Source organism: Staphylococcus sp. AtDRG32 (assembly GCF_004365845.1).
Classification (GTDB): Bacteria; Bacillota; Bacilli; order Staphylococcales; family Staphylococcaceae; genus Staphylococcus; species Staphylococcus hominis.
Genome location: NZ_SODE01000001.1, coordinates 508232 through 528538, shown reverse-complemented (window position 1 = coordinate 528538; position 20307 = coordinate 508232). Strand labels below are relative to the sequence as shown.

Annotated in this window: 24 protein-coding genes and 1 tRNA gene; 18 read left to right on the top strand and 7 right to left on the bottom strand. The window is 28.4% G+C overall.

Features of this window, described 5'->3' with window-relative positions:
- Positions 1–102 precede the first annotated feature (102 nt).
- The 4 genes from racE (at position 103) to BDW25_RS02515 (ending at position 2329) form a co-directional block, all read left to right on the top strand.
- Positions 103–900 (top strand): glutamate racemase, encoded by a 798-nt coding sequence (gene racE, locus BDW25_RS02530; protein ID WP_002450014.1) that lies wholly within the window; start codon positions 103–105, stop codon positions 898–900.
- Positions 901–930: 30 nt separating this feature from the next.
- Entirely contained in the window at positions 931–1512 is a 582-nt protein-coding gene (locus tag BDW25_RS02525) for an XTP/dITP diphosphatase (protein ID WP_002449992.1), read from the top strand.
- Between the two features lie 8 nt (positions 1513–1520).
- Positions 1521–2033, top strand: a complete 513-nt coding sequence (locus tag BDW25_RS02520; protein ID WP_039984298.1) for a YfcE family phosphodiesterase — start codon at positions 1521–1523, stop codon at positions 2031–2033.
- 222 nt (positions 2034–2255) lie between these two features.
- Positions 2256–2329 (top strand) — tRNA-Arg (locus BDW25_RS02515).
- Positions 2330–2400: 71 nt separating this feature from the next.
- On the opposite strand, the gene BDW25_RS02510 is transcribed toward BDW25_RS02515, so the two are convergent.
- Positions 2401–3123 (bottom strand): tyrosine-type recombinase/integrase, encoded by a 723-nt coding sequence (locus tag BDW25_RS02510; protein WP_243830610.1) that lies wholly within the window; start codon positions 3121–3123, stop codon positions 2401–2403.
- Here BDW25_RS02510 and BDW25_RS02505 point away from each other — a divergent pair.
- Together BDW25_RS02505 and BDW25_RS02500 are read left to right on the top strand one after the other, a co-directional pair.
- Complete coding sequence (locus tag BDW25_RS02505) at positions 3117–3482, top strand: hypothetical protein (RefSeq protein WP_133944766.1); 366 nt, start codon at positions 3117–3119, stop codon at positions 3480–3482. The two genes, BDW25_RS02510 and BDW25_RS02505, sit on opposite strands and share 7 nt — an antisense overlap.
- 6 nt (positions 3483–3488) lie before the next feature.
- The gene (locus tag BDW25_RS02500) at positions 3489–3824 is read left to right on the top strand and encodes a sigma-70 family RNA polymerase sigma factor (RefSeq protein WP_133944763.1); all 336 of its coding nucleotides are present in this window, start codon (positions 3489–3491) and stop codon (positions 3822–3824) included.
- Between the two features lie 778 nt (positions 3825–4602).
- Here BDW25_RS02500 and BDW25_RS10845 read toward each other — a convergent pair.
- A complete protein-coding gene (locus tag BDW25_RS10845) occupies positions 4603–5367 on the bottom strand; it encodes a hypothetical protein (protein ID WP_155974845.1) in 765 nt (254 codons plus the stop codon).
- A 1684-nt stretch (positions 5368–7051) separates the two neighbouring features.
- On the opposite strand from BDW25_RS10845, the gene BDW25_RS02495 reads away from it, so the two are divergent.
- The 3 genes from BDW25_RS02495 to BDW25_RS02485 all read left to right on the top strand — a co-directional run bounded on the left by BDW25_RS02495 (position 7052) and on the right by BDW25_RS02485 (position 9565).
- On the top strand, positions 7052–7708 hold the full coding sequence (locus BDW25_RS02495) for a hypothetical protein (RefSeq protein ID WP_133944761.1): 657 nt from the start codon (positions 7052–7054) through the stop codon (positions 7706–7708).
- A 494-nt stretch (positions 7709–8202) separates the two neighbouring features.
- Entirely contained in the window at positions 8203–8775 is a 573-nt protein-coding gene (locus BDW25_RS10940) for a hypothetical protein (protein ID WP_208318174.1), read from the top strand.
- A 121-nt stretch (positions 8776–8896) separates the two neighbouring features.
- A complete protein-coding gene (locus tag BDW25_RS02485; protein ID WP_133944757.1) occupies positions 8897–9565 on the top strand; it encodes a hypothetical protein in 669 nt (222 codons plus the stop codon).
- 698 nt (positions 9566–10263) lie between these two features.
- Here BDW25_RS02485 and BDW25_RS02480 read toward each other — a convergent pair.
- The 5 genes from BDW25_RS02480 to BDW25_RS02460 form a co-directional block, all read right to left on the bottom strand.
- Positions 10264–11310: a tyrosine-type recombinase/integrase gene (locus BDW25_RS02480; protein WP_133944755.1), complete on the bottom strand. Its 1047-nt coding sequence runs from the start codon at positions 11308–11310 to the stop codon at positions 10264–10266.
- 60 nt (positions 11311–11370) lie between these two features.
- Positions 11371–12087 (bottom strand): hypothetical protein, encoded by a 717-nt coding sequence (locus BDW25_RS02475; protein ID WP_002449991.1) that lies wholly within the window; start codon positions 12085–12087, stop codon positions 11371–11373.
- A 58-nt stretch (positions 12088–12145) separates the two neighbouring features.
- On the bottom strand, positions 12146–12547 hold the full coding sequence (locus BDW25_RS02470) for a sporulation protein (RefSeq protein WP_002449993.1): 402 nt from the start codon (positions 12545–12547) through the stop codon (positions 12146–12148).
- Positions 12548–12683: 136 nt separating this feature from the next.
- On the bottom strand, positions 12684–13235 hold the full coding sequence (locus BDW25_RS02465) for an Ltp family lipoprotein (RefSeq protein ID WP_002449998.1): 552 nt from the start codon (positions 13233–13235) through the stop codon (positions 12684–12686).
- Between the two features lie 250 nt (positions 13236–13485).
- Complete coding sequence (locus BDW25_RS02460; protein ID WP_133944753.1) at positions 13486–14478, bottom strand: thermonuclease family protein; 993 nt, start codon at positions 14476–14478, stop codon at positions 13486–13488.
- 665 nt (positions 14479–15143) lie between these two features.
- Between BDW25_RS02460 and BDW25_RS02455 the strand changes: the two genes are divergently transcribed.
- The 9 genes from BDW25_RS02455 (at position 15144) to rsmH (ending at position 20303) form a co-directional block, all read left to right on the top strand.
- Complete coding sequence (locus BDW25_RS02455; RefSeq protein ID WP_002449997.1) at positions 15144–15278, top strand: beta-class phenol-soluble modulin; 135 nt, start codon at positions 15144–15146, stop codon at positions 15276–15278.
- A 40-nt stretch (positions 15279–15318) separates the two neighbouring features.
- On the top strand, positions 15319–15453 hold the full coding sequence (locus tag BDW25_RS02450) for a beta-class phenol-soluble modulin (protein ID WP_002488705.1): 135 nt from the start codon (positions 15319–15321) through the stop codon (positions 15451–15453).
- A 42-nt stretch (positions 15454–15495) separates the two neighbouring features.
- Positions 15496–15630: a beta-class phenol-soluble modulin gene (locus tag BDW25_RS02445; protein ID WP_002488682.1), complete on the top strand. Its 135-nt coding sequence runs from the start codon at positions 15496–15498 to the stop codon at positions 15628–15630.
- A 34-nt stretch (positions 15631–15664) separates the two neighbouring features.
- Entirely contained in the window at positions 15665–15799 is a 135-nt protein-coding gene (locus BDW25_RS02440; protein ID WP_002488705.1) for a beta-class phenol-soluble modulin, read from the top strand.
- Between the two features lie 42 nt (positions 15800–15841).
- Positions 15842–15976: a beta-class phenol-soluble modulin gene (locus tag BDW25_RS02435; RefSeq protein WP_002488710.1), complete on the top strand. Its 135-nt coding sequence runs from the start codon at positions 15842–15844 to the stop codon at positions 15974–15976.
- Between the two features lie 125 nt (positions 15977–16101).
- Positions 16102–16791 (top strand): YjjG family noncanonical pyrimidine nucleotidase, encoded by a 690-nt coding sequence (locus BDW25_RS02430; protein ID WP_002448764.1) that lies wholly within the window; start codon positions 16102–16104, stop codon positions 16789–16791.
- A gap of 374 nt (positions 16792–17165) precedes the next feature.
- Positions 17166–18779 carry a bacillithiol biosynthesis cysteine-adding enzyme BshC gene (bshC, locus tag BDW25_RS02425; RefSeq protein ID WP_002448845.1) on the top strand — a complete coding sequence of 538 codons (1614 nt, stop codon included), beginning with the start codon at positions 17166–17168 and terminating at the stop codon, positions 18777–18779.
- A gap of 142 nt (positions 18780–18921) precedes the next feature.
- Entirely contained in the window at positions 18922–19353 is a 432-nt protein-coding gene (gene mraZ / locus BDW25_RS02420) for a division/cell wall cluster transcriptional repressor MraZ (protein WP_002455463.1), read from the top strand.
- Between the two features lie 14 nt (positions 19354–19367).
- A complete protein-coding gene (rsmH, locus tag BDW25_RS02415; protein WP_002448750.1) occupies positions 19368–20303 on the top strand; it encodes a 16S rRNA (cytosine(1402)-N(4))-methyltransferase RsmH in 936 nt (311 codons plus the stop codon).
- Positions 20304–20307 lie beyond the last annotated feature (4 nt).

Here is a 20307-nt window from a genome sequence, read left to right as displayed (position 1 = left end):
GTTTATTTAGTAAAATGAAAATGAGCAAAAATATCAATTAATGAATGATTAGGTTTGTCTATGGTAAAATAAACGTATTATGTATTATAAGGATGAATGTAAATGAATAAACCCATTGGTGTCATAGACTCTGGAGTGGGAGGACTAACTGTAGCTAAAGAAATTATGCGACAACTTCCTAATGAGACAATATATTATTTAGGCGATATCGCAAGGTGTCCATACGGTCCAAGACCTGGAGAAGAAGTAAAAACTTTTACGACGCAACTTGCTAATAAACTGATGGAATTTGATATAAAAATGTTAGTCATTGCTTGTAATACTGCAACTGCAGTGGCGTTAGAACATTTACAGCAGTTATTACCAATTCCAGTTATTGGAGTCATTGAACCTGGTGCTAGAACCGCTATTATGACTACAAAAAATCAAAAAGTTTTAATTTTAGGTACTGAGGGCACGATTAAATCAGAAGCTTACCGCCATCATATTAAAAGAATAAACCCAAATGTCGAAGTATATGGGGTAGCATGTCCAGGTTTCGTACCCCTCGTTGAACAAATGCGTTATGATGACCCTACAATAACTAGTATTGTAATACATCAGACTTTAAAACATTGGCGTAACACAGATGCCGATACTGTTATTTTAGGCTGTACGCATTATCCATTATTATATAAACCCATTAATGATTATTTTGGTGGAAATAAAAAAGTTATTTCTTCTGGGCTTGAAACTGCACGTGAAGTAAGTGCATTACTTACGTTTAGTAATGAACATGCAAGCTATACGCAACATCCAAAACATCGATTTTTTGCAACAGGTGATACGGTTCATATTAAACATATCATTTCTCAATGGTTAAAATTAGATGTAGAAGTTGAACGTATAAAAGTAGATTAAATTTAAAACAGAATTGAAAGGAAGATTTAAGTGGCAGACATTGTTATAGCTTCTAACAACAAAGGTAAAATAAATGACTTTAAAACTATTTTTCCAAATGATAATGTTATTGGCATTTCAGAAATTATAAAAGACTTTGATGTTGAAGAAACAGGTACTACCTTTGAAGAAAATGCACGATTAAAATCTGAAGCGGCAGCTAAAGCACTCAATAAAAGAGTGATTGCCGATGATAGTGGTTTAGAAGTATATGCTCTAAATGGTGAGCCTGGTGTATATTCTGCACGTTATGCTGGTCTTGAGAAAAATGATGAGTCAAATATTGATAAAGTACTTAAAAAGTTAGAAGGTAAGACAAATAGAAAGGCACAATTTGTATGTGTGATTAGTATGAGTGCGCCAAATGAACCAACACATATATTCAAAGGAACTGTATCTGGAGAAATTACAACAGAACGTAAAGGTGATTATGGATTCGGGTATGATCCTATTTTTTATCTTCCAGAAAAAAACAAAACAATGGCTGAATTAACTACAGAAGAAAAAAGCGATGTGAGTCATCGTGGAAATGCAATTAAAGCTTTAAATGAATATTTGGAGCGTGAAAAATAATGTCTAAAATGTCTAAATGGTTAATTGTAAGTGATAATCATACAGAATCTGGAATTCTGTATGAATTATACGACTATCATAAAGACGCAGATATATGCTTACATTTAGGAGATTCTGAATTTAAATATAACGATACTGAATTGAGCTTGTATCAACGTGTAAAAGGTAATTGTGACTTTTATCCTGAATTTCCAAATGAAGACATTATTGAAAAGAACAGTGTTAAAGCATTATACACCCATGGTCATCTTTATGGTGTAAATCAAACGCGTATGCGTTTGGCTGAAAAAGCACAAGCTCTTGGTTGTCAATTTGCGTTTTATGGGCATACACATATAGCTAAATATGAAAAATTAGGAGACGTCCATATTATAAATCCCGGTAGTATTTCACAATCGCGTAGTAATATAGAAGAAACGTACGCAGAACTACTTATAGAGGATGAAAGTAAAAAAGCTACGCTGAATTTTAGAAATAGAGATCATCAAGTCATTCAATCAATAGAATTTGAAATTAATTAACTATTAAAGGGCTAGGACTACAATGCAAGATAGTCTAGTCCTATCTAATTTCAAATTTGATACCAAACATTTAGCAATTTAGTTTAACTGAATAGTAACGAAGAAAGTATGTGATTAGTTGCAATTATACGTAATTAGTGGAAAATATAAACTTTTTTTATATTAAAGCTATTGCTAAATAAGATTTCTTTAGATATAATAATACTTGTGTTAAAAAATAATGTCCTGGTAGCTCAGCTGGATAGAGCAATGGCCTTCTAAGCCATCGGTCGGGGGTTCGAATCCCTCCCAGGACGCTAATACCCCCCGTTAACCATTATGGTTACGGGGTTTTTACTGTGTTTGGGGAAAATTTGGTGAAAACAATTTAAAGTTTATTCAAAAACTCAATCATATTTTTATCTTCACGTTCATAAGTTTCTTCTAATAAGTGTAGGTAAACAGATTGTGTGACCAATGTAGAAGTATGGCCTAACCTTTTTGATATATAATGTAAACTATAACCATTATGAATTAACACAGACGCATGTGTATGCCTCAAGGCGTTTATCGTAATAGATTTAATGCCTAAGTGTACGCATGCTTTTTTTAATACCTTATTTACAGCAGTATTTGATATAACGTGACCATTTACTGTAAATACATAGCCATTAATATTGGCTGGTTTCTTCTCAATAAACCTTTTTACTTTATTTAGTGTATTTGTATCAATAGAAATAATACGATCTGATGTTTCTGTTTTTGTACCAGGCAAATGTATTTTATTGTCACCTAAGTAAAAATCATCACGCTGCATGTTTGCTATTTCAGAAAAGCGTCCTCCAGTCACTAACGCCATTAATAATACTAATGATGATGTAGTATCTTTTTGTTCTAAATAATGTTTAAGTTTCACATATTCAGTATGGCTAATAAACTTCAAATCTTCACTCTTGCTAGGATTAGCACCTGTGATAGTTGCTTTATATGTAGGATTACGCATAATTAAACCTTCATGTATTGCTTGGTCACATACATTTCTTACATAACTGTTTAATTTTCTTGCAGTTTCTCTATTGTGATTTTTACCATATTCATATCTATTTGACATGTGATGAAATAAGAGGTGTAATCGCTGTATCTTATCCTATTGATAAGCTTGTAGAGTGGATTATTGAGAGTAAAGAAAATCTACAAAAGTATAAAGATAGATTTAAAGTTAATATGAATACTCTCAAGGAAATTATTAGTAAATACTCAAAATCAGATCAAATAGCTATCATGACTTATATGAATTCTAATGGTCGATTTAGACCAACAAAATTAATAGATAGATTATGTGAAGAAATTTTTGAAAGAACAAATGATGAGCGTGGGCAAGGTTTTAAAGAGCAAGAAAGAAAAAGGATATTGAGCATTATGAATATGAGAAAACCTATTAATACAATAAATAAAACAAAAGGTGCGTGACTACTATTGCTGCATGACATAGCAACAGTTAAAAAGAATATTGAAGAATACCGAAAAAATAAAAGGCAAAGTAATATAGAAGTTGTAGATACATCAATAGAAGACTTTTTCTCTCTTGATACTAATGTGACTGATGAAGTCCAAAATTTAAATGTAGAAAATCATGTATATATCAATAACTTAATAGATGAAGTTAATTTGATAGCAACAGATAGAGAATTTAGTGTTTTTTGGTTAATCATTAGTGGTAGGGAATTAAATGATATAGCAAAAATATTTAATCTAACTGTTCAAAGAATAAGACAAATATTCGATGAAACAATAGAGAAGTTATTTTATTGAACAGTTTTATAATGAAAAGAACGACATTAACGACGGGTTAAAAAAGAACATAGTCATTTTTGACTTTATACCTTTAATTAACTTTAATTTTCGAGAGATTTAAAACTATATAGAAACTATGAGCCTCTAAGTATAGAAAATGATTATTAAGTTTAATAATTAAAATCAGCTAAAATACTATATATTACTACATTTCATATTAGGTTTTCTTAGGTAGTTAAGTGTATATTGAATGTTAAGAATTAAATAAGAGTTTAATTTGTTAGTATCTAAAGTAAAGGTTTGTTTTTCTATTTTTTCAATTTTAGCTTTTATTTGAGTTCTAAGAGTCATTAAACAAAAATATATATGAAACTCTCTAAATGCTCTAAAAAGTATCTTAAAATTGCAAATAAAGGCATTTAAAATTTAAATAGTTCTTGTGATAAATTTTATTAAAAAGGAGGCGTTTTTTTGGTTATTTATATTTTTTGTGCGCTTTTAATATTAATTGCAATTGTGGCACTTATAAAAAATACAGTAAGTGATAAAAAGGATAAAAAGTTAGATATTCTATCTAGCGTATTACTTTTAATATCATCAATTTTACTTTTGATTTATGGAATTATTAGTAATTAGAATACGCATTTATGCCGAGAAAATTTATTGTGCGTTGAGAAGAATCCTTAACTAAACTTGTAGACGAATGTCGGCATAGCGTGAGCTATTAAGCCGACCATTCGACAAGTTTTGGGTTTGTTAAGGGTTCCGAGGCTCAACGTCAATAAAGCAATAAATTTTATGTTAAGAACTGTTCAGATTTTTTTAATTCTTTTTTTATGTCTTCTAATTTATTTAGTTTTTTTTCTTTTTCTTGTGCATACCATGCTTTTCTATCTTTTTCTTTTTTTTTCGTTTCTTTCGTTTCTTTTGGTTTTATGTAGCTTGGATCGTTTACTTCTTCATCTGCTGAGATTTCTATTATATTGATAAGCTCATCCATTTGTTTCACCTTATCTAATGAGCTAGTTAAAGTATTTATTTTATTATTAATTTTATTTAAAGAATCTAAGTTTAAATTTATGTGTTGATTACTTAGTACTGTTGTTAATTCGTCTTTATACTCTTCTAATATTTTTTCTGTATTATTTTCTTTTATTATTTTGAAACTGTTTAAAACTGTATATATATCGCTTGAGTATGTATTATAAACTTTTTTTCTGTGCATACTGTTGGTACTGTCTACATTTTCTAAATCTATTTGATAGGTTGGCTTGTTATCATTTGTTCCTGTCATTATGTGTATACCTGTTTTTGCATTCTCTAGTTTTTCTCTTATATTTTTTATATTTTCTATATGTTTTTCACTAATTAAATCTAACATTTTTAATGTTTTTTGATTTCTTATTTCTTCTGTCTTTTTATCTTTATTATTATCTATAAGCATTTTTGTAAATGTGAATATAAAAGCTAGTGTAGTTACAATTGACCCTAATAATTCAGCTCCATGTTCGTAAAGATATTGTTGTACTTGTTCATTGCAAATAATATTTATAGTTCTCACTTCTTTCTGTTTTTTTGAAACGAGTGAAACGAGTTTTTTCTTGTCTTGATACTATATAGAAATAATACAGAGTTGAAAAAGAAATGTAAATATGACGTATATTTTTTTATAAATACATAAAGTAAGCGTTTTCTATTTACATTTAGAGCCGTTTATAAGATAATGGCATGTAGCTACTAAACTTACTACTCAAAATCGAGTATCCTTTAAACTGACTGTATCCGTTGGGGGCAGTCTTTTTGTTTATAACTTTTCAAAATTTTACATTTCATACAATAACAAACGGACTTAAAAGTACGCTTGTAACCAGTACCTTAAAATAGGGAAGTGGTTTAGCCAGTTCAAATGCGTCCATAAGTGGACTTATTAACCGCTTCTTTTACTCGGCTCAAATGTGAGCTTAGTAATCAATAAAAAGCTGACGCACTAACTTAGTGCATTAGAAAACGAAAATATTCGTTCTCTAAAATTAAGATGAAAAAAGCCGAAATATCGGCTCAACAGAAAATGAGTAGTAAGTTAGAAAAATCTATTTCTTTGTAGTCAAAATGGCAACGCAGCATACATAATGATCTAGTAGTAGTTTTATTATCCCTAAATTTGGGGAGTGAGAATGTAAAAAAATTATAGATATTGTAAATCTTGTAGACAATGAATAAATTCAATGCCTATAATGACGTTAGAAGTGGTTCCCTTATAAAGCACTTCTATTACTTTATTTTTCTTAAATTTAAGTCATTTTTCCCCTTGCTATGTCCTTTGGGCATAGCTTTTTTATTATATTGTAGACAAATATATAAATAATGAGATAATAGCAAAAGAGGTTTAATGACCTCTAAAGTCCTTATATACTTAGAGTTTTCACTCTACCTCAACTACATAGAAGCTAGCCTTATTGGTTAGCTTCTTTTTTGCGTAAAAAAGCACTCTCAACTTAGCTCATGACAGACTAAGTGAGAGTGTAGATGAAAAATAAGGAGTGAAACGTTTTTATTGCTTTATTGCATACAAATTAATGATTTTTATTATAATAGTGTGGCTAAATAAAAATTAGTGTGTAATAATAACAATTGAGATTGTCTAAATGGCGACTTTTCCTTTCCATTAAGTATTTCTTCTCCATCGAAAATACTGTTTGTTTAGGCAATCTCGACACTTTAAAAGCTTTCATAAATAGCATAACTCTTAGGGGCGTAAAGCTCCTTTTTTTATGCGAAAAAAGTCTCACTAGCACATGACTAGTAAGACTAAGTTCAATGAAAGCAATGTTAACTACGAATTATTTTAACATACATCTACTTCACTTAATAGACATACATTTTATTATACACTACCGTAACCATTCGTGACGGTAGCTGCATGAACAATTCGTTCAGTCATGTATAAAAGGGAGTAGGAAACACGACGTCCTTTTATTTGATCTAAGTAAGGACTGAACGAAACGTTCCCCCCTTATTTATGAGGTCGTGAAACACTACCCCATAGATGACGGAACGAATTGTTATTCCATATACCGCAGCTTGCAATATTAGATGATTGAATTTAGCAACCGCTTCGGTACATAAACACATTACCAATTTGGGAATGTGCTAATGCACGGGTGCAATCCTAAATTAGGACTACAATTAATTTATGTACAATGATATATTAAATACCGATATAGAATTAGTTAAAGGAGTTTAGAATGAAAGAAAAAGAAATGAAAAAATGGAGAACATTCTTTTTTTGGATATTGGGTATAAGTATATTATGCGTTATTGCTTTGATAATAATTGGTTTTATTTCTAATTTTGATAATACTAATAATGATAAGTTTGCTGGACTTTGTACTTTATTTGCAGGAATACTAGCCATAACTGGAGTTTGTTTTACTATTTATAATAGTCAAAATCTAAAAAATAAAGAATTATTAAATGATTTAGATCATAAATCAGAATGGCGTAAAGAATTAATGAATGTAGCTTCAAAAACTTTTATGACAACTAATGATATTTATAGAATACTGGCTTCTTTGAGATTTATTTCTAAAATTAAATATAATAAAAAAAGTGAAATACATAATTTTAACCATATGACTAGATTAATATATGATGAACTTATATCAATGATCAATGATAAATATAGCGTAATAATAAGAAAAGAAATATTAAATTTACAGAAAAATAGAAAAGAAGAAACCAAAAAAATAATTTTAGATTATAAAGATACTGAAATAATCAGGTTATATACTAAATACTTACTTAAACATCATTGGGAAATTAATATTGATGAAACTAAATGGTTAAAAGATCAAGAAAAAGTTATAGAAGAAGTAAAAGAATTAAGAGATACTATACAATGATTAGTTAGTCGTTCTGACATGTAGTTTGAAGAGTAGGTATATAATTAATTTAATTATACATTTATTCAAATTGTTATTGATACCTCTTCAATTTACAACTAGATTTCTTAAAAATTTATGAGGATGTGTAGAAGTAAATGCCTTTACACAGTAGGTTAAAATTTAAAGTTAATAAATTATTTATTTTAAGTTTCTTTATAGGAATAATTTTAATAAACCTATATTCGTTTTATTATAACAATCTATACTTATTAGAGTTTATTATATTAGTAATATTAAATATATCTCTTTTTTTGAGTTTTAAAATTACATATTCAAATAGAAATATTACATTGTTATTATTTTTAATTATTTTCCCATTAATTTTTATAATTATTTTGTTATTTATATTATTGAACATTGGATTAATAATAGTCCAAATAACTAAGGTCAAATTTAATGTGTTTATTTTTATTACGATATTTATTGTTGTAATTAATGTAAATATTATTTATATGATTTTTAAAAATTGGTATTATTATTCTATAAAGAAAAATAAAAAAGAAAACAAGTATTTGACTTTTGTAAAAGAAAGCTATGCTCTAATCCCTTTAATTTCTACACTTGTGATTCCTATAATCAATTTAGGTTTTCCTAAAGGTGAAAGTTTAAGTGTACAAGATACGTTTAGTTATTTAGGCGTAGCAATTGGTGGCACGGTTGTTTGCACTATATTAGATTATATATATAAGCATATTAAATTAGTAAAGCATATTCTTTATTCAATGGAATATTATGCAGACAGCTTTATTGAAGCTATTTTAAATCCTATCGTCAAGTATAATAAAAATTATATTAAACCTAAACTTAATCCTACATATAACTTTTTTATTGAAATAATCTTAAAAATATTCAATAGTAGAATTTTTAGTAAAATCAATAAAAAGATTGTAAAACCGACTAAAAAAATAATTATTAAGTATATAATTAATTGTTGCGTTAAACCTTTAATAAATTTATTCTATCCATTCATAAACTATATATTTTTAATAATATTAATTTTATTAATTGCTAGTTATTATATATAAAAAAAGTTAGCATACGAACAAATTAATTATTTCATTGAAACGTTACTTTTGTAGTGACGTTTTTTATTTAGAAGTAATTATGTATAATTATAGTAAATATTTTTAATGAGGATTATTATTTATGAAATTTAATAAAAAAACTGAGTATATATTTTATGGTTTGTTAGGTGTTTTTAGTGGGATTATAGGATCTTCTATAATGATATTCATCATATATAACTATGAAGATAAGAAAGAATTTATTAAAATTGTAATCTCAATTGTAGGATTATTCACCACATTTGGTGGAGCTTATGTAGGTGCATATTTATCTGGAAGAAATGCACTAGATTTGAAAAAGAAAGAGTTAATTTATGAAAGAAAGAAAGATTATGTAATTAATAGCAAAGAAATGATAACAGTTTTAAAAATGAAAGAATTTGAATGGCATAAGAATAATTTACATAGATGGATTGATAATTTGTCAAAAGAAGAAGAACAAATTTATATGTGTGTGCGTGAATTAATACTTAACTTAGAGGAAATTAAAGGGATTTTTAATGAAGTTAGAGATTTAAGTATTAATGATAAAGAAAAAATTGAAAAAGCTATCGAAGAAATTGATAAATTTTTTAAACGTAAATGGATAAGTAATGTTAAAGAGGAGCAAACAAAGGCATCTATATGTATGATTAATAGAAAATTAAAAAGTGAAAGATCTGAAATATTAAATGTAGTTAAAAAAATTGAAGACATAATTAAAGGTATTCCTAAATATGATGAAACTGATTTAGAAAAAGAGTTAGAATAATATATTTTTAAGAATACAATATGCGAGCACTTTAAATATTTATTTAAAACATTACTCATAAGTGGCATTTTTATATACTTTAAGACGCTGAGAAAGGCTCTGTGTTGCAGCGAGAATTGAAAAGAGGGATAACTATATCACAAAATGTTTAGTATAGTGACTGTATATAACTAAAATATTCAAATACAGAAAAAATATTTAAAAATTAAAAATGATGAAGATTTTTGACTAACATCAGATATAAATCAGTTAATCCAAGACAAAATATACATAACAAACTTTTGTTGGCGTGTACGTATTAAAAATGACAAATATATTGATACTGAAGAAGTTAAATATTCATATCCACATTCTGAAAGAGTAACAACTGTTAAAGTAGATAACCTACATGATTTAAAAATTTCTGACGGTGCAAATTATGTATTGATTGGTAAATCAACTGTGGTAATTAAGGGCAATGAAATTCAGTATGTACAAATTTTTGAAGTGTAATGAAAATATATAATCTTATTTGGGGAAAATTTGGGGAAAATAATTTGAAATTGTATTAAAAGCTATGAAAAGGAATTAGGTAAAAATACTGATATTATAGGTTTTTAAAAGATTATCAAATGCTATAAAAGGTTAATAATTCCCTCCCAGGACGCTATAACCCGTTGATATATCAACGTTTACAGCGAGCAAGTGTCAGATAAGTGTCAAGAAAATATTTCTCTGACCTTTTGGCCTTGCTCTTTTTTATGTTCATCAAGAAGATGTGTATAAACATCTAACGTGATAGCAATACTTGCGTGACCTAATCTTTTGCTAATGTATTCAATTGGAATACCTTTACTAATTAAGTAACTTGCATGTGTATGTCTTAATGAATAAGGTGTGACATCTTCATTGATGTTATATTTCTTTTTAGCTTTATTAAACACTTTAGAAATTGCTGCATGAGATAAGCTAAATAATTTATTATCAATTCTGTGTGGATGTGTCTCTATTGCTTTGTATATATGCTTTAAATCATTTTTAGAAACTTCGACAAATCTATCAGCATTTTCTGTTTTAGTTCCTGTCAAGTGAATTAGGCCTTTAGTTATTAGTAAGTCATCATAGGTCATTCTGTTTACTTCTGAAAATCTAGCACCTGTAATCAACAGTATATATAACATAATCGTACTTTTATCTGTTCTTAATTTAAAATGCTCTCTTAACTCTTCATACTGTTTAATCGTTAAAAATTTTACATCTTCTTTTTTAGCTTGTTTTGTTCCTTTTGCTTTAACGTTATATGTTGGATCTTTTTTGATATAACCATCATACACTGCATCTTTAATACCACTAGATAAATAAAGATTAACTTTTCTAACTGTTTCTGAAGTTCTACCCTGTGCGTAATTAGATATAAATTTTTGATACTCACTTCGAGTGATATCTTTAATTTTAATATCTTCACCGAAATGCTTTAAAAATAAATCAAGCGAGTGTTCATACCAATATTGCTGTTTTGATGATAATTCATATTTTCCGTTCAACTTGAGCCATTCTTTATAATAATCTTTAAACAATCTATTACTATCTACTTGTTTACCATCTTCTAAATCTCTAATAAGTTGTTGTGCAGCATTCGTCGCTTCTGCTTTTGTTTTAAATCCTGATTTACGTTTCTTACCTGACTTAAAAGAAGGGTGCTTTACATCATATTGCCATGATGTAGAAGTCTTATTTTTTCGTTTTGTTACTGTAAATGAAGCCATTTTTATCACTTCTCCTTAAAAAAATAATAAGGGTAGGCGAACTACCCTGAAAATATTAAGTTAATGTGCATCAGCATATGCTTGTGCTTCAGCCATTTCTGCATCTGTGAAATCTCTAGGTGATTTACCCGTTTCCTCTTTAATTTGCATAAGTGAACGTGGATATGATGAATCTGATGATTGAACATCATTCGTGTAATCTGTATCATCAGTATCTTCATCAGGTTCAAAGTCTTCTTCATATGGTCGATCATATACTGATTTTTCTTGACCACTCTCAACTCTTAAAGAACTTTCATAAGCTGCACTAGCAGGCCCTTCCATAACGTTACCTTGAGGAATGACACCATTAGCTACTGCATTGTTATAAGCTTGGATTTTAGCTGTTTCACTATAATTTCCGTAGATAACTGACTCAAGAGTACCTCTATCTTTAATGTTTGTTACATCAACATTTTGTGTGTTTTGAGATTTTTCACTTGATGAGTTATATTGGATATTTTGTTCATTATCACTTTGATTATTTTGTTTCTCGTTATTCTTTTCTTCTACGTTTGAAGTATTTTGTTCTTCAGTAGAGTTATCTTCATTTTCTTGAGATTTCTTTTCTTCTTTAGACTTTTTATCCTCTTTGGATTTATTTTCTTTTTTATCTTCTGATTTCTTTTCAGTTTTACTTTCCGACTTAGTATCAGAATTTTCGTTAGATGTGTCATCATTACCACATGCGCCAAGAATTAAAGCACTGCCAAAAATTAAAGCTAAGAATTTTTTCATTATATATCTCCCCTTTGGTTTATTTTTAATAATAAGATTTTATAAAAACATGAATTTCTTATTTGAAAACAATTTTATCTTCATCATAAGCATCAACTGAATAACCTACATATGCATGTGTTTTTAATATTAAATGTTTTGGTTCACTTTTAAATTCATATTCATAAATATTAAATTTGAATTCTTCTGTTATTGTGTGGTGTTCTTTTAATTCAACATTTGTGTGTAGTGTAAATGTTTGTAATTCATTTTCTAAAACAGGAAATTGACTCTTTTTATCAGGATTTTCATATCTTTCTACTAAAGTTAATGAAATTTTGTTAATAGTTTGAGCAGAATTACCACCCTCTATTCTTACAATTCCTTCCAAAGTATCATTACTATGAATACTTCTATTTTTTACTAAAGTTTCAACCTTCACAGAGTTTATTCCAATAGAAGCAAGAAGATTTTCAAACATAGAACCAAATCCTTTCTGATTAAATATTTTAATTAAACAATTACCATAACACTAATCAATTCTGTGCAACTTATAAACCCTTAATGGCTCAAATGTGATAGAGTAAAACAAAAGGGTACCAAGTACCCTCATCATTCTACTTATCTAAGTTGTCTACTGCATATTGCGCTTCTTCTTCTGTGAATTTATCGCCAGAATTTGAAATTAATTGATCGTAAATTGCATCTTTAGACATATTCATATCTTCTTGATAAGATTTTGCACTTTCTAATGCATTTTTCTTATAATCAGCTTTCAAGTGGTCAACCGCATATTGTGCATCTTCTTCTGAGAATTGGTCTCCAGCACTAGAAGTTAATTGTTCATAAATTCCTTGTTTAGACATATGCATTCCGTCCGCATAATTTTTAGCTGAATTTAATGCTGCTGTCTGTTCTTTGGAAGCATTTTTGTCTTCTTTAACTTCTGAATTACCATCATTCATTTGTTTATCTACTTCGTTGACAAAGGCTCCAGTACATGATGTAAGACCAATGATTAATAGGATTAATAAAACTAAACAACCACCGCAACCCCAAAGCCAACCTTTTTTACGTTTTTTCTTTTTCTCTTCTTCTTGTTGTTTTTGATATTCTTGAAACTGTCTAAATTGTCTTTCTTCTTGTTCATTATTAAATTTTTCTTCCATGACTTATCTCCTATATGTAGATTAGGCTTTTATATTAATTTGTATTCTAAGGTGCATCGTCCACTTATTTATAGCACCACCACCTTTAATATGTAATATTCATATATCTTTATATTCAAATACTCGGAATGACTAAAATTGAATAACATAATTAGCGTAACTAGTTTCAATAACCAAATTTATATACACTACAATTTCCTATAATGATTATTTTATGTTGAGAATTATCTTACTAAAAAATATAGAAAGATTAATTAACTTCACATGCGTAATTATCCCCATCTCTATCAAATTTTGATGTATAGGCAGGGTGATTTGAAGGAACGCCATTAGGGTGAACTTTTCTTAATGCAGTGCAATTAGGGAAAGTTTCAACGTTGCTAGTTGATTGTTCAGTATCGTTAGATTGACTATCATTTGATAAAGAGTTATCGACTTGATTTTCGATAGCGTTGTTTTCATTGTTGTTTGATGTATTCATTTCTTTATTATCCTCATTATTCTCTTTAAATGCTGAATCTAGGCTCCATATACCCATTTTTTCAGCTTTTGCTTGTTCTTGAGATGATTCTAGAGTTTCTAAATATCTTGTATTTGGTGGATAAACATAAGCGACTTTTGCTAAACCTTCTTTGACTAAAATATTATTTAGCATTTCCCCGTCAACATATATATATGCTAATTTTCGATTATATTTATCTTCTTTTTGACCAATGTCAAACTCTATTTCTATATTTTTAGCATTATTTAATAATTCAGCTGTTCTATCAGATGCTTCTTGACCAAATGGTTGCTTACCAACTCTTGGATGTTTAGTTTCAGGTGTATCTATAAGTAAAAATCTATATGTCTCGGTTTTACCTTTATAGATAAACTTAGCAGTATCACCATCAACAGTAGAACTTAATTTTACTGGTATCTTATTCGTTGTACCTATGTCGGATTCATCATTATCTTTATCTTTTTCTTCAGATTTTTTAATACTATTATTTTGTGATACAGATTGTTCATTCTCATTATATTTTTTCTTACTTTCTTTTGAAGTATTATTTTTATTTGTATCTTCAGTTTTTTTAGACTTATTTTTTTCTTCACTTATTTTATCTGTATTATCGTTGTTATTATCATCTGAAAATATAGCAGAACAGCCACCAATCAATAATAAAATTAAAAAGATGATACCAAAACAGCCTAGGCAGCTTAAACAGCCATTAGTTTCTTTTTTATTTTGATTTACTTCCATTATGAGTACTCCTCAATTAGTTAAATTATTAAAATGACATTACTATTAAGTTATGTGTTTTAGTATTCATTAAACACTATTATTAGGAATAAAAGTGTTTAATTATAGATTTTGAATATCAGAAGGTAGATATTTATTTGTTGAATAAGTAAATAAATGATCATGTTAAAATGGTAAATAAAATATATAAGTTAAATTAATTATATTTAACATTTAAAAAAGAATATATAAATATACGTTTTAACTTTTATTGTTTGCTTTTTCCTAATTCAATTGATGCATCCTCATATTCATATTTTACGTAATAATTACTTTTAACATCACCACCTTATCACCATTTAATTAAATTATTAGAATAAATATAATAAAAATATATACTTTTGTATTATATCATATATTTATATATTAAATATTTTTAAATATTTTATTTTGATAACCTAAAAAACTTTGACGAGATAGACATATTTGAATTCCTAACTGTAAATATAAATTTTTAAATTGCACAGTTTTGATGATTTAAGCATAAGTTACGGAAAATGTCACAAGTATCTAAAGAAACCCTTTATAGTAAAGATAACAAAACGATAGTTAAACAAAACAAAGCAAGCAATACAGTAACCTATCGTTTTAGAATTTTACCAATTAATTTCTAAGGAGTGTATGAAATGGAAGGTTTATTTAACGCAATTAAAGATACAGTAACTGCAGGTATTAATGGTGATTGGACAAAATTAGGTACAAGTATTGTTAGTATCGTAGAAAACGGTGTAGGTTTAGTGAGTAAATATTTAGGTTTCTAATTTAAAGATAATTATAAATAGTACAAAGGAGATAACAAACATGGATAAATTATTCGACGCAATCAAAAATACAGTAGACGCAGGAATTAACCAAGATTGGACAAAATTAGGTACAAGCATTGTTGACATCGTATCAAGTGGCGTAAGCATTCTAGGTAAATACTTAGGATTCTAATGTAATAATATTTAAAAATAAAAACAGAATGGAGAAATTCAAATGACTAAATTAGTAGAAGCAATTAAAAATACAGTAGACGCAGCACAAAACCAAGATTGGACAAAATTAGGTACAAGCATTGTTGACATCGTATCAAGTGGTGTAGGTATCTTAAGTAAAGTATTCGGATTTTAATTAATTATTAATTACGTATAAAGGAGTTATTAATATGGATAAATTATTCGACGCAATCAAAAATACAGTAGACGCAGGAATTAACCAAGACTGGACAAAATTAGGTACAAGCATTGTTGACATCGTATCAAGTGGCGTAAGCATTCTAGGTAAATACTTAGGATTCTAACGTAATAATATTTAAAAATAAAAACAGAATGGGGAAATTCAAATGACTAAATTAGCAGAAGCAATTGCAAATACTGTAACAGCAGCACAAAATCAAGACTGGACAAAATTAGGTACAAGTATTGTTGACATTGTATCAAGTGGTGCAAGTGTATTAGGTAAAGTATTTGGTTTCTAATACTTAATAGCAAGTATTCAACACTTAAGGATTAATCCTTAAGTGTTTTTATTTTTTAGCATTATTTAATGAATCATGATAAATCTGCTAAAATAATATACATACTATAATTTAGGAGTATAAAAATGAAATACGATACTATTTTACTTGATTTTGATGATACAATTGTGGACTTTTTTGATGCAGAAGATCGAGCATTTCATCAAATGGCACATCATTTCGGTCATTATCCAACTGAAGAAGATTTTCAATATTTTAAGAAAGTAAATCAAAATCATTGGGAAGCATTTCAAAAAAATGAACTATCTAAAGAAGAAGTATTAACACATCGTTTTATTAATTATTTTAAAGAGTATGGTATAGACGTAGATGGTAAAAAAGCCGATGTTTTATTTAGAGACGAACTAGCTAAAGCACCATTAAAATTCTTCAACTCTACTTTAGAAACAATTGATCGATTAAGCCAAGAATGTGAATTGTTTATTGTGACTAATGGTGTTACAGATACCCAAAAACGTCGTATTGCTCAATTAGAGTTTAAAGACATCTTATCTGGAGTATATATATCAGAAGAAACAGGATATCAAAAACCTATGAGTGAATTTTTTGATTATATCTTTGAGAGAATTGGTGAAGAAAAAAGAAAGACTTCAATAATAGTAGGAGATTCTCTTACATCAGATATACTAGGTGGAAAAAATGCCGGTATTACAACATGTTGGTTTAATTATCGTAATAAAGAAAATAACAGTGATATTGTACCAGATTATGAAATACAATCTTTATATGAATTGGTTAATTTAGTTGAAGAATAATTAATAAGAGACCTGAGCTAAATGGCTCAGGCTTATTTATGCAAATAGCGTTTATAGCTTAATTGTTTAGAGATCATACAAATATATTGACTCCTTATGCAAGTCTTCATTATCAATTTCTCTAAATGCCTCAAATAATTCAACAGTTTTTTAATTTTATTTCAAGATGTTGAACTTTAGTCATGTTCTCATCATCATTTAAATTCTTTATATATATTGTATCGTCATTAATATACGATTTTCATTTAATAACATATTAATTACTTATAATCTGATAAAATGGATGTGAATTTCAATAGTTAAGCCGTAAAATTGTCATCTAGGGATATAATCTTTATACTGAATAAGTAATGTTATATTGAAGGAGTAAGGGAATGAACTGTAAAGTAACTAATTTTCAAGAAAAAGATTCATTTATTACTAAATTAGAAAACAGTGATGAAACATTATTGAAATTTTATCAATATAATCCAGTCAAACCATCTAGTTTTGATCAAAGAATGGATCGTCCTAATAATGGTAGAGAGCAGCAACTTGCTCAAGTGATTAAATCATATATGTCAGATTTGAATATAACAGAAATTCAACAGACTCATCTTACTGCACTCAGTGAAGGAGCTAAAGTGGTAATTGGTGGCCAGCAAGCTGGTCTTTTTGGTGGACCTTTATATACGTTTCATAAAATTCTTTCAATTGTTAATTTAAGTCGTGAATTAACTGAAACATATCAACAAACTGTTGTACCTGTTTTTTGGATTGCAGGTGAAGATCATGACTTTGAAGAAGTAAATCATACGTATGCTTATAATGCAAAAGATGCTCATTTACATAAAGTAAAATATCATACAATGACACCGCCTGAAACAAGCGTTTCTCGCTATATTCTAGAAAAGGAACAGATGATTGAAGCACTTAATCAATTTTTTAAAGAATTAAAAGAAACGAAACATACTAACGCACTTTATCAAGTATGTTTAGAGATTATAGAAAAGTACAATAATTGGACTGATATTTTTAAAGGGTTACTTCAAGAAGTATTTAAAGATTACGGTGTACTATTTATTGATGCTCAATATGAAAAAATTCGTGAATTGGAGAAGCCATTATTAAAAAATATTATTCAAAAACATAATGAAATTAACCAAGCGTTTAGAAAAACACAAAAATTAACTACACAATCAGGTTTAAACAAAATGATTGAAACAGATACCAATGTCCATCTGTTCCTTCATGAAGATAGTATGCGTCAACTAATTACTAAAAAAGATGATGTGTTCAAATTGAGTAAATCAGATATTACATATAATAAAGATGAATTGTTAAAATTAGTTGAAAAAGAACCAACTCGTTTTTCTAATAATGTTGTAACTAGACCAGTAATGGAAGAATGGCTATTTAATACGGTAGCTTTTATTGGAGGACCAAGTGAAATTAAATACTGGGCTGAATTGAATGAAGTATTTAAAATTTTAGATGTTGAAATGCCTATTGTTTTACCAAGAATGAAAATCACTTATTTACCAATTAGAATAGAAAAACTAATTAATCAGTATAAGTTAAATGCTAAAAATGTTATTATGAATGGTATAGAAACGGATAGAGAAAAATTCGTTCGTAGCAAAGCCTCAGATACATTTATTAAAAAAGTAGAATCTTTAAAAGAGAATCATGCCAAAATATACGAATCACTTCGTAAAGAGGTTAATGATAATCATGATAATATCAATTTAGTAAAGAAAAATTATGACATTCATAATAAACAATTTGAATATTTATTAAATCGCTATTTACTTAACATTGAAAGAGATAACGATATAAGTATGAAACATTTTAGAGAGATTGAACATGTATTGCATCCAATGGGTGGCCTACAAGAAAGAATTTGGAATCCACTTCAAATGATGAATGAATTTGGGATAGATGTGTTTAGTCCCTCCACTTATCCTCCACTTAAATATACATTTAACCAAATAGTTATAAAACCTTAATTTATGAGGAAAAGACCCATATTATTTTAATAGATAATATGGGTCTTTTTATGTCAAATTAAAGAATTTTAAGATATTTTACATAATTAGTGGAGGATAGTGGTGAGATGTGGTAAATTATTAATAAGGTGAGGTGGTAATAATGTTCATGGGAGAATACGAGCATCAATTAGATGCTAAAGGACGTATGATAATTCCATCTAAGTTTAGATATGACTTAAATGAACGTTTTATTATCACACGAGGCCTTGATAAATGTTTGTTTGGCTACACGCTTGAAGAATGGCAACAGATAGAAGAGAAAATGAAAACCTTACCTATGACAAAAAAAGACGCACGTAAGTTTATGCGTATGTTCTTCTCTGGAGCTATCGAAGTAGAGCTAGATAAGCAAGGGCGTATTAACATTCCTCAAAATTTGAGGAAATACGCAAATTTAACAAAAGAATGTACGGTAATAGGTGTCTCAAATCGTATAGAGATTTGGGATAGAGAAACTTGGAATGAATTTTACGAAGAATCAGAAGAAAGTTTTGAAGATATTGCCGAAGATTTGATAGATTTTGATTTTTAATGGAGGAATTTATAGTGTTTCATCATGTAAGCGTTATGCTAAAAGAAACAATAGATGAATTAGACATCAAAGAGGATGGCATATATGTAGATTGTACGCTTGGTGGAGCCGGTCATGCACTCTATTTATTAAATCAATTAAACGATGACGGTAGGTTGATTGCAATCGATCAAGATACTACTGCCTTAGAAAATGCTAAAGAAGTACTAAGAGATCACTTACACAAGGTCACGTTTGTACATAATAACTTTAGAGAATTAACTGATATTTTGAAAAATTTAGGAATTGAAAAAGTAGATGGTATTTACTACGACTTAGGTGTTTCAAGTCCACAGCTTGATATACCTGAAAGAGGATTTAGTTATCATCATGATGCAAAGTTAGATATGCGTATGGATCAAACGCAAGAATTAACTGCATATGATGTTGTTAATGATTGGCCTTATGAGGCATTGGTTAAAATCTTTTATCGTTATGGAGAAGAAAAATTTTCTAAACAAATAGCGAGAAGAATAGAAGCACATCGTGAACAACAACCTATTGAAACAACATTAGAGCTTGTAGACATTATTAAAGAAGGTATTCCAGCTAAAGCTCGAAGAAAAGGTGGTCATCCTGCTAAACGCATTTTCCAAGCGATAAGAATAGCAGTGAACGATGAACTATCTGCGTTTGAAGATTCAATTGAACAAGCCATTGAGCATGTTAAAGTAAAAGGTAGGATTTCAGTCATTACTTTCCATTCTCTGGAAGATAGATTGTGCAAGCAAATTTTCCAAGAATACGAAAAAGGACCTGATGTGCCTAGAGGGTTACCAATTATTCCTGAAGCTTATACACCTAAGTTAAAACGAGTAAATCGTAAACCAATTACTGCTACAGAAGAGGATTTAGACGAAAATAATAGAGCACGTAGTGCAAAATTACGTGTTGCTGAAATATTAAAATAAGGAG

What these genes read in the sequence shown, in the direction of transcription:
- racE (WP_002450014.1), top strand. Translation starts at nt 103, where the DNA reads ATGAATAAACCCATTGGTGTCATAGACTCTGGAGTGGGAGGACTAACT.
- BDW25_RS02520 (WP_039984298.1), top strand. Translation starts at nt 1,521, where the DNA reads ATGTCTAAATGGTTAATTGTAAGTGATAATCATACAGAATCTGGAATT.
- BDW25_RS02510 (WP_243830610.1), bottom strand. Translation starts at nt 3,123, where the DNA reads ATGTCAAATAGATATGAATATGGTAAAAATCACAATAGAGAAACTGCA.
- BDW25_RS02495 (WP_133944761.1), top strand. Translation starts at nt 7,052, where the DNA reads ATGAAAGAAAAAGAAATGAAAAAATGGAGAACATTCTTTTTTTGGATA.
- BDW25_RS10940 (WP_208318174.1), top strand. Translation starts at nt 8,203, where the DNA reads ATGATTTTTAAAAATTGGTATTATTATTCTATAAAGAAAAATAAAAAA.
- BDW25_RS02485 (WP_133944757.1), top strand. Translation starts at nt 8,897, where the DNA reads ATGAAATTTAATAAAAAAACTGAGTATATATTTTATGGTTTGTTAGGT.
- BDW25_RS02480 (WP_133944755.1), bottom strand. Translation starts at nt 11,310, where the DNA reads ATGGCTTCATTTACAGTAACAAAACGAAAAAATAAGACTTCTACATCA.
- BDW25_RS02475 (WP_002449991.1), bottom strand. Translation starts at nt 12,087, where the DNA reads ATGAAAAAATTCTTAGCTTTAATTTTTGGCAGTGCTTTAATTCTTGGC.
- BDW25_RS02470 (WP_002449993.1), bottom strand. Translation starts at nt 12,547, where the DNA reads ATGTTTGAAAATCTTCTTGCTTCTATTGGAATAAACTCTGTGAAGGTT.
- BDW25_RS02465 (WP_002449998.1), bottom strand. Translation starts at nt 13,235, where the DNA reads ATGGAAGAAAAATTTAATAATGAACAAGAAGAAAGACAATTTAGACAG.
- BDW25_RS02460 (WP_133944753.1), bottom strand. Translation starts at nt 14,478, where the DNA reads ATGGAAGTAAATCAAAATAAAAAAGAAACTAATGGCTGTTTAAGCTGC.
- BDW25_RS02455 (WP_002449997.1), top strand. Translation starts at nt 15,144, where the DNA reads ATGGAAGGTTTATTTAACGCAATTAAAGATACAGTAACTGCAGGTATT.
- BDW25_RS02450 (WP_002488705.1), top strand. Translation starts at nt 15,319, where the DNA reads ATGGATAAATTATTCGACGCAATCAAAAATACAGTAGACGCAGGAATT.
- BDW25_RS02445 (WP_002488682.1), top strand. Translation starts at nt 15,496, where the DNA reads ATGACTAAATTAGTAGAAGCAATTAAAAATACAGTAGACGCAGCACAA.
- BDW25_RS02440 (WP_002488705.1), top strand. Translation starts at nt 15,665, where the DNA reads ATGGATAAATTATTCGACGCAATCAAAAATACAGTAGACGCAGGAATT.
- BDW25_RS02435 (WP_002488710.1), top strand. Translation starts at nt 15,842, where the DNA reads ATGACTAAATTAGCAGAAGCAATTGCAAATACTGTAACAGCAGCACAA.
- BDW25_RS02430 (WP_002448764.1), top strand. Translation starts at nt 16,102, where the DNA reads ATGAAATACGATACTATTTTACTTGATTTTGATGATACAATTGTGGAC.
- bshC (WP_002448845.1), top strand. Translation starts at nt 17,166, where the DNA reads ATGAACTGTAAAGTAACTAATTTTCAAGAAAAAGATTCATTTATTACT.
- mraZ (WP_002455463.1), top strand. Translation starts at nt 18,922, where the DNA reads ATGTTCATGGGAGAATACGAGCATCAATTAGATGCTAAAGGACGTATG.